This window comes from Microcoleus sp. D3_18a_C4, assembly GCF_036702415.1.
Lineage (GTDB): Bacteria > Cyanobacteriota > Cyanobacteriia > Cyanobacteriales > Microcoleaceae > Microcoleus.
In genome coordinates this window covers 37,774-51,762 of the sequence record NZ_JAUBTI010000008.1, presented here as the reverse complement: position 1 = coordinate 51,762, position 13,989 = coordinate 37,774, and the positions used below count along the sequence as shown (strand labels likewise).

Below are 13,989 nucleotides of genomic sequence, written 5' to 3'. Positions count from 1 at the left end.
ATAATTGACAATCTCAAAAACCCGCCCCGGCTGGGATATTATGGTCAATCGATCGGACATGATATCATGTACGATCGATCGAGATTCCCTGCCCAAAAACCTTAACCGCTTCAGCCAAATCAGTTTCACCCATTAAAATGCAGCCTATTAGCAAATCGATATCCAGCGTTTCCAATCCTGACAGTTGACTCTGAATTACTTGCTCGTAGCCATCTTCCCGGAGATGATACAGCCGCAGCGTACCATCTTCCCAAAACCAGATTTCAGGCACGCCCAAAGCTCGATATTTTGGCAACTTGCTCAGTCCACCGCTAGTATAAACCACCTCGATCGACAAATCGGGAATCAACTTAGGTTCTCCCAAACAAAACGATTTGTCTGCTTGAGTTGAAGCTTCTCCTGTCTTCTCCTGCGTCATTGAACCAGAAGGGTAAAACTTAATACCTTGTTGCAGCAGAAAAGTGGTCACTAAGTAACCAATGATTTCAGAAAAATTTTCGTGTTGGAATCCCGGCATCAGAATCTCGATCGCCCCTGCAAAAAAAGACAACTTTATGCCAGGGGAATCTTCCGAAACCTTCTGGATTAACTTGAATTGCTCCCAAGTGCCGTTGAGTACCACTCGCCCATCGAGAATTTCGCGATCGAGAACTTGTGTCATTGACTCGCACCATTATCTCCTATCGGGATTATAACGCATTGTGCGATCGCTCCTACAGAATATCCATGCAGCAATTGTAGCTGAGGAATCCGAACAGTTTTTCTCGTTTTATCAGAGCCAGTACGAATCACAATTGTATTATGTCCGGTCGCTCGATCGCAATATTTCAGCAAGCTTGGGTGGGTTTACGAGACAGGACTTACCCAGGCACACTATATACAGTAATATCGCCTTTTTAACATCCAATAACCAAATGAAGATTGGAAAGCAGCAGGGATGGAAGCTTACGCTTGCTTATAAATCTATAGAGGATAGCTCTATTAACTTTTTTAACTTTTCTTCCTCTAGCTCTATTCTTTGTATTAAATTCATCGCAGGCCAGTTTGTATATGAATACTCAAAATTAAACCAAGGCAGAAAAGTTAATTTTTTCCATAAAGATGGTTTAATTGCTTTTTTACTGAAAGGGTTTTCTAAAATTACCGTATTTCTGGAAAAAGATATTATGACAGCATCTAATTTAGTAGAATTTCTAAATCGTCCCGGATGACGCATTTTTTTTTCATCGTTAAGAAGCATATCCAAGCTAAAGTGTTCAAAGATAGGAGCATCTTTCCATCCATAAAAGGCATACCATAATTCTCCAGAGTAAAAAGCCCTGTTCCAAGTTCTTACAGGTAATACTCTATCGACTGTATCTAATAATTCCCATACCTCATCTTGAAAATCTAACCATATGATAGACGTATAGTCTGTACTCATTTGATGCTCTGTTTTTTTTATAGCGCATAGTTTGCTTATAGCATTTTCAGTTACATTTTCACCTTCTTGGGGTTTTCCAAAAGGAACAGTTTTATGCTCACCAATAACCAATCCTGTATTTCTGTCACTGTTAGTCATTTTATTCCTTAAATCATTGTAGAATTTTTCTAACGATTCAGATTCTTTATCATGCAACTGCTTTGAGTGTACTTCTATCAAAACTTTTTCTTGGTTATCTTCAACCCAAAAATCCGCTCCGTTTCCGCTTATTGGTTTTACTGAAATACCAGCCTCTAGTATGTATCCCAAAGCTCTGATTTCTCCTAAAGCTCCCGAAGAATTTGAATAATCATTAATATTAAGAAGCCTTGGCTTTAAATTCCTAAGCCATTGAGTATGATGTTGCTTGAGATGCCTCAATGCTCTTTCAGTATTTGCTATAACTTGAAAGTCTCTTTCGACTCCCTCTCTGGGATATAATAGTCTCTTGACAGGGTGACACCTATCTTTGATGGTAGTATTTCTTATATTTTCTATTTCCGATTCCGAAAGCTCTAACAATTGTTTTAGTTTATCTGTCATTTATTTACAATAATTAACAATTTACAACAGGTATTTTCGATGAAAAACCCTTTATCAATTATAAGCCCTCAACTAGCCGCGCAGTGGCATCCCACAAAAAATGGTGGGCTCACTCCAGAACAAGTGGCAGCAGGCTCAGCAAAAAAAGCTTGGTGGAAATGCTCTAATGGGCCTGACCACGAATGGCCAGCTTCTATTGAGAAAAGAGTCAAAAGAGGGCATGGATGTCCCTATTGTTCTGGGCAAAGAGTATCGGTGACTAATTCCCTGGTCAATATTGCTCCTGAGATAGCCAAACAGTGGCATCCGACAAAAAACGGTAGCCTGACTCCAGAGGAAGTGGTAGCAGGTTCAGGCAAGAAAGCTTGGTGGAAATGCCCTAATGGGCCTGACCACGAATGGGATGCTTCTATAGTCAGTAGAACAGGAGAGAATCACAGAGGATGTCCCTGTTGTGCGGGGATAAAAGTATCAGTTACTAATTCTCTAGTAAGTCTTTACCCTGAGTTAGCCAAACAGTGGCATCCTACAAAAAATGGTAGTCTGACTCCAGAGCAAGTAGTCGCAGGTTCAACAAATAAAGCTTGGTGGAAATGCCCCACAGGGCCTGACCACGAGTGGGAAGCTGTTATTGACAATAGAGCTAGAGGGAAGGGATGTCCATTTTGTCGTGGTCTACAAGCTTCAATCACTAATTCTCTAGCAAGTATTTCTCCTGAGTTAACACAACAGTGGCATCCGACAAAAAATGGAAAACTCACTCCCGCTGAAGTAGTGGCGGGGTCAAACAAGAAAGCTTGGTGGAAATGCTCCAATGGTTCCGATCACGAGTGGGAAGCTGTTATTGACAATAGAGTTAGAGGGAACGGATGTCCATTTTGTCGGGGTCTACAATCATCTATCACTAACTCTCTAACAAGTCTTTATCCAGAGATAGCAAAACAGTGGCATCCGACAAAAAATGGAAAACTCCCGCCAGATCAAGTAGTGGCTGGTTCGGCTAAAAAAGCTTGGTGGATCTGTCCTGAAGGAGCAGATCACGAGTGGGAAGCTGTTATTGACAATAGAGTTAGAGGGAAAGGATGTCCATATTGTGCTGGGCAAAAGGTCTCGGTTACTAATTGTCTGGCAACTCGTTATCCTGAAATTGCTAAACAATGGCATCCCACCAAAAATGGCACACTTACTCCAAGTGCAGTTGTAGCAGGCTCACAAATGAAAGTTTGGTGGCAATGCACTCAAAACTCAAAACATGAGTGGGACGCGAGAATTGCCAATAGAATTCATGGGAGAGGATGTCCGTTTTGTAATTTAGGTTGGACAATAGAAGCGATTCGTGGATTTGTCGCTTCCTTAATAAATTATCTGGAAATTTTCACTCCTGCTGAACTCTATATACTCTTCCAACAAAGCGGGCTACTTCAAATCAAAGGTAAAGGCAAAAGCTTCGTAAAAGCTCTCGCTACTGGACGCTTCCCACAAGAAGAAATAGCAAAATTCGTTAACGATGAATCTTCAATCGTTGATCAATTCATCCAAGATAAACAGCTAACTCTGGAATCACTAGAAACAAACAGCAATAATGACATCTCTGATGAACAATACATCACCTCGGACGATAATCTTGATAACCCGATCAATGAAACTATCGAACCATCTCAGGAAGAAGACAACTTTAACCTTCCCATTGTCCAAACGCGAGAAGTTCTATCATCCTTAGAGCATCACGTCGTATCCTCAGCCGATGAAGAAGCCGTCGAATTCCTTATCGCATCGGCAAAAGCCAAGATTTGGAAGCACGTTTTTCACGATGAAACAACAGCCCTAGCCCAAGCAGAAGCATACACTGGAGATAGCTACGCCGAGCGCGTTAGAAGAGAATTCTTAGACGAATATCACTGCGCTAAAAATCTCAAAATTCCCACAGGTTACGCCTTCCGTATCGGCGGCAAACTAGCCGAGCCAAACCTGATGCAGCGACTAATCGCGGTTCGGGTACGCGACCAAAAGCGCGTCGGTAATTGGTCGGGAACAGGTGCAGGCAAAACCCTCTCCGCAGTTCTCGCCAGTCGCGTCATTAACGCCCATTTTACCTTGATCTGCTGTCCGAATAGCGTCGTCGAAGGTTGGAAAAATGCCATCCTCAAAATTTTTCCAGATAGCGTAGTTATTACTAAAACTTTTAATCCCAATTGGGCAAAAGCGATCGGTGATGAGGCTGGTTTAGGTGCTGCTATCAATCCAGAAACCCACCTTTATTTGATTTTGAACTATGAAATGTTCCAACAACCAGACTCGGCTAACTGGATAGGTTCATTTATAGAAAACGAATCTATTGATTTCATCGTTATTGACGAAATTCACTACACCAAACAGCGCCAAATTGAAGATATGTCCCGGCGCAAACAATTAGTAACTGCCCTCATCACCACCACCGCAGAACGCAACCAGAATTTGCACGTTATCGGAATGTCAGCCACTCCGGTAATTAACAATATCCAAGAAGGCAAAAGTTTAATAGAAATGGTGACGGGATTCGCCCACAACGAACTCGATATCCACCCAACAATTGCCAACTGCATGAGACTGCATCAGCGACTCGTTACTCTGGGAATACGCTGGATGCCTCAATATAACCTAGATTACGAACAAATCGAAATTCCCGTAGATTGTGGCGACTACATCGAAGAAATTCGCGCTTTAGGTGGAAATGGTACTCCATTGCAATTAGAAAAAATCCTGACTGTTGCCAGATTACCCGTTATTCGCCAGCACATCCAACCGAAAACTCTAATTTATACTCATTACATTAAGGGAATCGATCGCATATTGAGAGATGCTTTAGTAAATGATGGTTGGAAAGTGGGTTTCTACACGGGCGAAGACAAATCAGGTTTAGAAGGCTTTTTAAACGGCAAAATTGATGTTCTCATCGGTTCTAGCGCCATAGGGACTGGTGTAGATGGCTTACAGCACGTTTGCAACCAGCTAATTGTCAACGTCCTACCTTGGACTCATGCCGAATTTGAACAATTGAAAGGTCGCATCTATCGCCAAGGACAAACCCGCGATACAGTCAAAATGGTGATTCCTCTGACCTATGCAACTGTTAAGAGTCAGCGCTGGTCGTGGTGTGATTCCAAAATGCAGCGCTTAAAATTCAAAAAGTCGATCGCTGATGCTGCTGTTGATGGCATAGTACCAGAAGGACACCTGCGATCCTCTGCTCAAGCTTACCAAGATGCGATCGGCTGGTTAGAACGCCTCGCATCTGGCGAAGTCCAAATCATCACCCGCCCGAGAATTATTATCCCCATTCCAGATACCAACCCAGCCGAAGTACAGCAACGACTGGCGCGTTACGGCGACTTCTCCACCATGAATCGCCACTGGAACCAAACCCACAGCGCCACTACTCACCAACGCTTACAGGAAAACCCTGAAGAGTGGGCGCATTACCATACTTTGTATCAAGAATCAAGAAAAGATTGGGCCGTTATTCCCTACGAGGAGATGATTCGCTGGTGTCAACAACGTAGCGGCTACACTATTGGTGATTTTGGTTGCGGTGAAGCAAAATTAGCTGAGGCAGTTTCAGATAGACATACAGTTTACAGCTTTGACCATATTGCGATCAATAATAATGCGATCGCCTGCGACATGGCGCACGTTCCGCTAGATGATGAAACCCTAGATGTGGCCATTTTTTCTCTTTCTTTAATGGGTTCAAACTTCACCGACTACCTGCGGGAAGCATATCGTACTCTTAAACTTGACGGTCAGTTGCATATTATCGAGTCAACTTCACGCTTTAGCGATCCGGGTCAATTCCGAACTGACTTAGAAGCTTTGGGATTTACCGTTATCAGCATTCAGGATATGTGGAAATTTACCCATATCCGTGCTATCAAGAGTTAGAGGTCGTTTTAAAATTTGTTGAACACCCACATAATAATTAGGATTTTCTAACCATTCTAATTCATGTGTGATATCTTCCCAATCCCCTAAGTGATTTTTTTCTATAGCAAAACCATTTGATTTGTAAACAATGGATTCAATCATGACAAACGTTTCAGGTTCTTCTACATTCACGACTCAAATAGACTTGCTATAGTTCCCTGGAAGAACCTGGGAAAGCAGATGCTTTGGATCTGCCTCGCCTTAACTCCCAGCCTATTTCACAATACAAGACGCATCCAAAACCACTACAATTTCATTCTGAAAAACAGCACAACTTGTCATTGCTGAAGCTAAAGCGGGAATTTTCCCTTGTTTGAGAGAAAGCATCGCCTGCGGTGTAGAATCAAAGTCATCGATCCAGCCGTAGTCCTCTACATAATCAAGAGTCAAAGCATTGCGATCGAGCATCCAAAAATCAACTCCATATTGATTAATAAAATTTTCCAATACAGCTCGATCGGGAGTGTACTGAGCGCGAATTAAATCGTTAACTCGCTGCCGATATCTGCTGTAGTAGCCTTTGTGAAAAGGCACTGCATATTCCTTTGCAACCAGAACAGAACGCTGACTAAATGTTGGCAAATTATCAGTCTCTGCCGCGATTGAAGCAATCAAGATATCTTTAGGTTGTTGCTCAAAAAATTTGTACAAACCCGGCATTTTACCTTCTACATACCCGACTGTGGGAAATTTTTTGACCAAGCAGGGATAAAGAACAACGGCGATAGTGATTGTCGCTGTCGTAATTAGTGCTAATAGATTTTTTCCATCAAATGTTGTAGCGGTTTTTGATGCCAAATGACCGACTCCCTCGATAATTAAAGTTAGGGCGATCGCCGTTATTAAAACCACAATAAATCGCAAGCTGTAAGCCGTATAGCGACCGGGTTGATACAGCTTAAAAATGGTAGCGTGAGCCGCAAAAAACATCGCCGAGGATGCTAAAAATAGCTGAAGCAAAAGCCAGATTTGGTGTTGAATCTGATTTGCTAAGGGAAAAGCCGATCGCAAAAACAGCAGTAGCGGAAATAACAATCCGACACAGTGAGTTACAGGCGTAAACAGCGACTTGGGAAACATCCCGCTGCCCCGCCCTGTCAGCCAATAATCTACCGGGTTTGGACGAAAAAAAGCATTTCTGCCGTCTGGTGCAAATTCGCCCATTTGCTTCGCTTCTGCTGCGGTATAAGTTGGGCCAAATTCCGAGTTATCTAAGGCATAGGGCAGCATTACTAAAAAGATTACTCCCAAACCTGTACTGCAAAATAGGTAATTAGTTCGATCGCCCGACAAGCGCAAACCGCCGTTTTCCCAGCATAGCAGGCGCAAAACTAAAATTCCAGCAGCAACCAAGGCGTAAGGAGGATAGAATAGTCCGATGAGGGCGATCGCTCCCAAACAAGGCAGCAACGAACTGCGCGACAAATAATATAAAAAAGCCAGAAATATCGGATATATAAAAGCTCTTGCCGTTGCGGAAGCCAAATCATCGGTCATCCACATATGCTGATTTAACAGCAAAGATGCAATAAATCCAGTCATCGGCACGGGCAGCATTTCGAGGCAAAGGCCAAAACAGTAATAAGTGGAGATTAAGCCGAGAAATAGCGGCAATATTTTGTGAAATAATAGCGGGTGAATGCCAATTGTTGCGGCTAATTTGTAGAGCGTGCTGTATCCTGCGGGGGCGACTGATTGAAAGTAATTAGCAATGAAATCGTTGGGGAATAATTCAGGATCGACAAACCGCACCATCCAGAAAACGTGCTGCCTCGCATCGTCTTGCACCATATACTCGGCGCTGAAGGCTTGCTTGAGTCCTAAAATAGCATAAACTGTGGCAAATGTCAAGCTCAGAGTCAACCAAAATATTGTGTGCGATCGGGATGTGCGATCGACTGTAGCAGTCAGAAATTTGTGCAACCGAGCTATTAATACCATTTGAGATTTTAGATTTGAGATTTTAGAATTGGGAATGACTGATTTTGACAAGTAGGATTATATTATGCCAGGTCAATTACCCCTAATAAAAAGTGTTTGTCGTGAGAACTAAAGTCCTCACGACAAACCGCTTTATTTTCAACTTCGCCCTATTTTAGATTATTTTCCAGCCCGCACACCGGCAATTTTAAGGCGAATCCGATACAGACTTGTACTTCCCGTAATATAAAGCGTTTTGCGATCGCTTTCTCCCCAAGCCAAATTAGTCGCCGTCTCAGGCACAGAAATCTTCCCCAAAAGCTTACCATCCGGCGATAAAATCCACACTCCCCCCGGCCCAGTGCTGTAAACATTCCCCTCTACATCAACTTTTAAACCGTCGGGAACTCCGCCTTGACTGGTATCTTTTAACTCCGCAAAAAGCTGCTGGTTGGTAACAGTTCCGTCCGGTTTTACATCGAAAACGGCAATGTATCCCGCTTCCGAATTGTTGACATAAAGTTTTTGCTCGTCTGGTGAAAAAGCGATGCCGTTCGGCAGCACCAAATCCTTAACCAGCAGAGTTAATTTTCCGTCTGGTGCCAGTCGGTAAACACCGTAAAAACCCAATTCTTCCTGCTCTTTACTAACACCGTAGGAGGGATCGGTAAAATAAATGCTGCCGTCGGATTTAACCACCAAATCGTTCGGGCTGTTGAGCCGCTTGCCCTCGTATCTATCCGCCAATGTGATAACTTTGCCGTCCTTTTCTGTGCGGGATACGCGGCGATTTTCGTGTTCGGCAGTAAGTAAGCGGTTTTCTTTGTCTAAAGTATTCCCGTTGGCTTTTCCCGAAGGGCGGCGAAATACCTCCACTTCCTGATTTGAGCCAAATTTATAGATAATATTGGCGGGAATATCGCTGAACAGCAAAAATCCGTCTGGATGCCAAATCGGGCCTTCTATAAATTGGAAATTGCCAGCTAGTTTTTCTAATTGGGCGCTGTCATCGAGAATACTTTGCATGGTATTTTTTTTCTCCCTGTTTTCCGTTTGGGCGGTCAACTTTGTTAAGTTACCCCTGAGTTTTTGGCTGGGGTTGCTGACTGCTAAACTTAATACTATCAACAAGAAACTGATTGTAGCAATTTTGACTGTCATATTTGCTCATCAATGAATTACTTCCTTCTCACCATAAGATTACCTATCTCCTTCTTTACTTCTTCCTTTTTTCTTTATGTGCGACAAGAGCGCTATCGCGCCGCTTCACTAACACGTCGAAAGCGGTTCGTCAACTCACGATTTTGATAAAAAAAAGATAATTCAGAGCGGTATTAAATTCGAGAGTACCGTATATAACAAAAAAAAGAAGCTCGAATAATCGAGCTTAATTATATTTAACTTAAAAGGTTTCACCTGTCAACTGTTAAGCAGGAAATGACACGAATATAAATGCAATACCGATCGCGATCGCCCCGATACCCATCACAACAGACCAGAAGCGGTGATAACTGTTAACCACCGTACCGCTATCGCTTTCTTGCTGAATCAAATCCATCCAAGGTGCAACACCCCGGCGGAACCAACCCAAAGCGCTAACATCCATTCCAATCAAACTTTTAACCCGTTTCATGCCAAACAGAAAATTACCAATTGGCCCAAAACCAGAAGCATAGCGCAGATAAATCATTCCCGTTGTGTCTGGCAATTTCAAATCTGAACCGAAGGTATAACCCGCATCGCTGTATCAGTTTAACGCCGGCTTTGGGCGATCGCCCTGCCTTGCGTAAAGGGGCCCCTTGATGACATAATACTCTCCGAAGGTTATTGACAAATGGCAATGCTCGTGGGATTTTGTCTATACTTCCCTGTTTTAACCTCTAAATGCGGATTGCTATAAGGGGTCTCAACAAAAATATAGAATTTCCTCTAGAATTGTTAAGACTGAAAACCGCCCCTAAATTTATTTGTGCGGATTCAATTCACAACTCAAAACCAAAAACCAAAAACTCAAAACTATTTAAAATTTACTGCCATGTCTATTATTGAAATTGCCCAAAAAACGCGCGTATCTGCTAGAAAATTGGCAGTTTTGTCCGCTGAGGCCAAAAATCAAGCTATTGAGGCTATTGCGAAAGCTTTAGAAGCTGCTGCGCCGGATATTGTGGCGGCGAATGCGGCTGACTGCAAGGCGGCTGAGGCGGATGGAATTGCGAAACCGCTGTACGATCGCCTAAAGTTAGATGAAAGCAAGTTGAAAAGTGCGATCGCGGGCGTGCGCGACGTTGCCAAACTCCCAGATCCCGTAGGTGTCGTGCAAATTCACCGCGAATTGGATACAGGATTAATTCTGAAGCGCATCACCTGTCCTTTGGGCGTTTTAGGCATTATTTTTGAAGCGCGCCCAGAGGCGTTAATTCAGATAGTATCCTTGGCAATCAAATCGGGAAATGGCGTCATTCTCAAAGGTGGCAAAGAGGCAGTCCGTTCCTGCGAAATATTGACAAAAGTGATACATCAAGCATTAGCAGAAACTCCTGTTAATCCAGAAGTCGTGCAGTTGCTAACCACGCGGGAAGAAACAATCGAACTGCTAAAAATGGATGAATATGTAGATTTAATTATTCCCAGAGGTTCTAATTCCTTCGTGCGGTTCGTGCAGGAAAATACCCGAATTCCCGTGTTGGGACACGCCGACGGAATTTGTCATTTGTACGCAGACAAAGCGGCGGATATTCAGAAAGCAGTAGAGATTTCTGTAGATGCAAAAACCCAGTATCCAGCCGCCTGCAATGCCATTGAAACCTTGTTAGTTCACAGTGCGATCGCCCCCCAATTCCTGCCCGCTGTCGCCACAGCTTTGCAGCAGAAAAAAGTTGAACTGCGGGGAGACGAAAAAACTCGCGCCATCCTAGAAAATATTGCCGAAGCAAATGAAGCGGATTGGTCTACAGAATACAGCGATTTGATTTTGTCAATCAAAACAGTAGATTCTGTGGAAGAGGCAATTAATCACATTAATACTTACGGTTCCCGACATACAGATGTCATTGTCACCGAAGACAGCGAAGCCGCCGAAACATTTTTAAATGGAGTCGATGCGGCCGGAGTTTATCACAATTGTTCGACTAGATTTGCCGACGGTTTTCGCTACGGTTTCGGTGCAGAAGTGGGGATTAGTACGCAGCAAATGCCACCTCGCGGGCCTGTTGGTTTAGAGGGGTTGATTACCTATAAGTATCGAGTTGTTGGAGATGGCCATGTTGCCGCGAGTTATGTGGGGAAGGATGCGAAGGAATTTACTCATCGAGATTTGTAAATCCTCCATAGCCGATCAAACCCGACAATAAAAAAGCCTGTAGGGGCGGGTTTTACCAACAATATTTGATGTTCGCGAACAATTTATATAAACCCGCCCCTAGACAGCCGATAATCCAGATTAACCTGATGTTCGATCGAATGCCAAAAATGTAGATTGGGATTTGTCGTTGGGTGGGGGCGGGTTTATTATATTTTTGGTTTCTAACATAGATGGTTGGTAAAACCCGCCCCTACGATATCCTGTAGATACTGAATCTTAAGTAAAGTGTCTCTTCTCCTTCATCCTTCCCAAAAAAAAGCGATCGCCCTTCCTTCGCTCCCATTCAAACAAACTTAGCTACAATAAGCTATACTGTGCTCGGCGACTCCCCAACTCGAACAATTTTCCGTTGTTTATGTCTAACTCCTCCCTCCTCGCCCCCGGTTCAACTCTCGAAAAACGCTACCGCATCCTCCGCGAATTAGGCCGAGGTGGCTTCGGCCGCACTTATCTCGCCGAAGATATCAACCGCTACAACGAAAATTGCGTGCTCAAAGAGTTTTCTCCGGTGGTTCACAGCCCCAAAGCCGCCGAATTGTTCGATCGCGAAGCGAGTATGCTTTACCACCTCCAACACCCGCAAATCCCCCGTTTTCGAGAGCTCCTGCGAACGGATTTGGGCGGGAATCCATCTTTATTTTTAGTCCAAGATTATATCAAAGGTCAAACCTACGAAGAAATATTGATATCGCGCCAGCAGCAAGGTAAAAATTTTAGCGAAGCTGAAGTTACTCAACTGCTATTTCAGCTTTTACCAGTTTTAGAATACATCCACTCAAAAAATTTAATTCACCGCGATATTTCCCCGGATAATATTATTCAGCATGATGCTGACAAACTACCATTTTTAATTGATTTCGGTTCAGTCAAACAAATTGCAGCCAATGCCGTACTTCAGTTTAACGGACAATCGGATACGGCGATCGGGAAACAGGGTTATTCGCCAGCCGAACAAATGCGGCTGGGGAAAGTTTCTGCCGCTAGCGATTTGTACGCTTTAGCCGTCACGGCGTTGGTATTGCTAAGTGGCAAAAAGCCTCAAAAATTGTACGATATCAATAATAAAACTTGGGATTGGCGATCGCACGTCAGTGTCAGCCCAAATTTAGCCACGGTATTGGATCGGATGTTAGCAGAACAACCGGGCGATCGCTACCAATCTGCAAAAGCAGTCCGCGAAGCACTCAAAGATCCAAAACTCTCTCAAATTGGCAGTATAATTTCCCAAATGGTGACAATGAACTTTGTCGGCCGCCCGTTCAAAAATAGCACTCAAACTGCTACCAGCAATCATACTCCTGTTCACCAAACTCCTCAAATTGTTAATAACAACAGCACATTCAAGTTAATTCCTTGGAAAACCCTAGGGAGTTTAACTGTCGTTTTGGTGCCAGGACTTTTAGCTTTTAGTGTAGTCAAATCTGGTTTCACGTTGCCAAAGTTGCCGGATTTACCTAAATTTTCTTCGCGCCAACCGCCTCCCGATACATCCTTAGAGGAAGCAGAGATAATTCGTCAAGAAAAGATTGGGAAACGACGCAAAAATCTCAACATTGAGCAAGATATATTCTATCAAAAAGTTGATGAATTATATTACAATAAATATCCAGAATTACAAGGGCGCAGCTTGACAGAAAAGCCAGAAGATGCTGAAATTAGGCGGAAATGGTATGAAGTTGCTGAGGATTTATTGGACAAGTTGGAGAAAGGAGGAGAGTTGTGAAATTTAAGATAGAATAAAGAGTGATTGAACCGCAGAGGGCGCAGAGGGCGCAGAGGGAAGAGGAAGAGGGGGCAAGGAAAGAGAGGGAAGAGACAGATAACTTTATCTGGTTTAATACAAGTTGGTATAGGCAACGCACTTTTAGTTTATTGCAAAATGGATTCTATTCAACTTACAGGAATTCGCTGCTACGGATATACGGGCTATCTGCCGGAAGAGCAAGTTTTGGGCCAGTGGTTTGAAGTGGATGTTACTCTCTGGCTGGATTTATCGCAAGCTGGAAAAAGTGATGATATTCAACATACTCTTGATTACCGCAGCGCAATTACTCTGATTCAAAACCTAGTCAAAGACTCGAAGTTTTTATTAATCGAACGCCTAGCAGATACTATTGCTCAAGCGCTTTTACAACTACCGTTAGTCGAGAAAGTCAAATTACAACTCTCGAAACCTGCTGCCCCCATCCCTGATTTCGGTGGCAGAATTACTCTAGAAATTACTAGAAGTCATTAGTCATTAGTTCTTAGTCCTTAGTCCTTAGTCCTTAGTCATCAGTCTTTAATCTGCCTTAGTTTGTCGCTAATGACTGATGACTGATGACTGATGACTATTGATTAATTACCACTTCAGCAAGTTAAATTCTTCCATGTCTACGGTATTGCGGTTGCGATAAATCGCCAAAACAATTGCCAAACCTACGGCAGCCTCAGCAGCGGCTACGGTAACTACAAACACCGTAAATACTTGACCTTTAATTTGTACGGGGTCGAGATAATTGGAGAAACCCATCAAATTGAGATTGACAGCATTCAGCATCAACTCGATCGACATCAACACGCGCACTGCATTTCTGCTGGTAATCAAACCGTAAATACCAATACAGAAAAGTGCGGCGCCTAATAACAGGAAATACTGGAGTTGCAGTTGCATAAATTTTTTGAGTCTTTCTCAATCAACATTACTACAAGACAGAGAGATAGGTGCTGTGAACACCCTACTGTAGCGTGTCTAAATCATTCA

At 43.2% G+C, this 13,989-nt stretch carries 10 protein-coding genes; 4 read left to right on the top strand and 6 right to left on the bottom strand.

Translation table 11 applies throughout. The features are described from left to right. Positions 1–64 precede the first annotated feature (64 nt). Positions 65–661: a Uma2 family endonuclease gene (locus tag QUB16_RS06315; RefSeq protein ID WP_333314932.1), complete on the bottom strand. Its 597-nt coding sequence runs from the start codon at positions 659–661 to the stop codon at positions 65–67. Positions 662–955: 294 nt separating this feature from the next. Beyond that, on the bottom strand, positions 956–2,005 hold the full coding sequence (locus QUB16_RS06310) for a hypothetical protein (RefSeq protein ID WP_333314929.1): 1,050 nt from the start codon (positions 2,003–2,005) through the stop codon (positions 956–958). Between the two features lie 39 nt (positions 2,006–2,044). Here QUB16_RS06310 and QUB16_RS06305 point away from each other — a divergent pair, with 39 nt between their 5' ends. Next, the gene (locus QUB16_RS06305; RefSeq protein WP_333314927.1) at positions 2,045–5,923 is read left to right on the top strand and encodes a zinc-ribbon domain-containing protein; all 3,879 of its coding nucleotides are present in this window, start codon (positions 2,045–2,047) and stop codon (positions 5,921–5,923) included. A 255-nt stretch (positions 5,924–6,178) separates the two neighbouring features. Here the strand turns inward: QUB16_RS06305 and QUB16_RS06300 are convergent, their stop codons facing one another. The 3 genes from QUB16_RS06300 to QUB16_RS06290 form a co-directional block, all read right to left on the bottom strand. Further along, the gene (locus tag QUB16_RS06300) at positions 6,179–7,906 is read right to left on the bottom strand and encodes a hypothetical protein (protein ID WP_333314924.1); all 1,728 of its coding nucleotides are present in this window, start codon (positions 7,904–7,906) and stop codon (positions 6,179–6,181) included. A 159-nt stretch (positions 7,907–8,065) separates the two neighbouring features. Next, a complete protein-coding gene (locus QUB16_RS06295; protein ID WP_333314923.1) occupies positions 8,066–9,046 on the bottom strand; it encodes an SMP-30/gluconolactonase/LRE family protein in 981 nt (326 codons plus the stop codon). A 265-nt stretch (positions 9,047–9,311) separates the two neighbouring features. After that, complete coding sequence (locus QUB16_RS06290; RefSeq protein ID WP_333314921.1) at positions 9,312–9,593, bottom strand: hypothetical protein; 282 nt, start codon at positions 9,591–9,593, stop codon at positions 9,312–9,314. A 327-nt stretch (positions 9,594–9,920) separates the two neighbouring features. On the opposite strand from QUB16_RS06290, the gene QUB16_RS06285 reads away from it, so the two are divergent. The 3 genes from QUB16_RS06285 to folB all read left to right on the top strand — a co-directional run bounded on the left by QUB16_RS06285 (position 9,921) and on the right by folB (position 13,482). Further along, the gene (locus tag QUB16_RS06285) at positions 9,921–11,204 is read left to right on the top strand and encodes a glutamate-5-semialdehyde dehydrogenase (protein ID WP_333314919.1); all 1,284 of its coding nucleotides are present in this window, start codon (positions 9,921–9,923) and stop codon (positions 11,202–11,204) included. Positions 11,205–11,601: 397 nt separating this feature from the next. After that, positions 11,602–12,969 (top strand): serine/threonine-protein kinase, encoded by a 1,368-nt coding sequence (locus tag QUB16_RS06280; RefSeq protein ID WP_333314917.1) that lies wholly within the window; start codon positions 11,602–11,604, stop codon positions 12,967–12,969. A gap of 156 nt (positions 12,970–13,125) precedes the next feature. Next, positions 13,126–13,482, top strand: a complete 357-nt coding sequence (folB, locus tag QUB16_RS06275; RefSeq protein ID WP_333107691.1) for a dihydroneopterin aldolase — start codon at positions 13,126–13,128, stop codon at positions 13,480–13,482. Between the two features lie 105 nt (positions 13,483–13,587). Here folB and nuoK read toward each other — a convergent pair whose 3' ends face one another. After that, positions 13,588–13,893: an NADH-quinone oxidoreductase subunit NuoK gene (gene nuoK, locus QUB16_RS06270; protein WP_333107704.1), complete on the bottom strand. Its 306-nt coding sequence runs from the start codon at positions 13,891–13,893 to the stop codon at positions 13,588–13,590. Positions 13,894–13,989 lie beyond the last annotated feature (96 nt).

Bases quoted from the DNA above. Each gene is read 5' to 3' on its own strand.
- QUB16_RS06315 (WP_333314932.1), bottom strand. From the start codon at position 661: ATGACACAAGTTCTCGATCGCGAAATTCTCGATGGGCGAGTGGTACTC.
- QUB16_RS06310 (WP_333314929.1), bottom strand. From the start codon at position 2,005: ATGACAGATAAACTAAAACAATTGTTAGAGCTTTCGGAATCGGAAATA.
- QUB16_RS06305 (WP_333314927.1), top strand. From the start codon at position 2,045: ATGAAAAACCCTTTATCAATTATAAGCCCTCAACTAGCCGCGCAGTGG.
- QUB16_RS06300 (WP_333314924.1), bottom strand. From the start codon at position 7,906: ATGGTATTAATAGCTCGGTTGCACAAATTTCTGACTGCTACAGTCGAT.
- QUB16_RS06295 (WP_333314923.1), bottom strand. From the start codon at position 9,046: ATGACAGTCAAAATTGCTACAATCAGTTTCTTGTTGATAGTATTAAGT.
- QUB16_RS06285 (WP_333314919.1), top strand. From the start codon at position 9,921: ATGTCTATTATTGAAATTGCCCAAAAAACGCGCGTATCTGCTAGAAAA.
- QUB16_RS06280 (WP_333314917.1), top strand. From the start codon at position 11,602: ATGTCTAACTCCTCCCTCCTCGCCCCCGGTTCAACTCTCGAAAAACGC.
- folB (WP_333107691.1), top strand. From the start codon at position 13,126: ATGGATTCTATTCAACTTACAGGAATTCGCTGCTACGGATATACGGGC.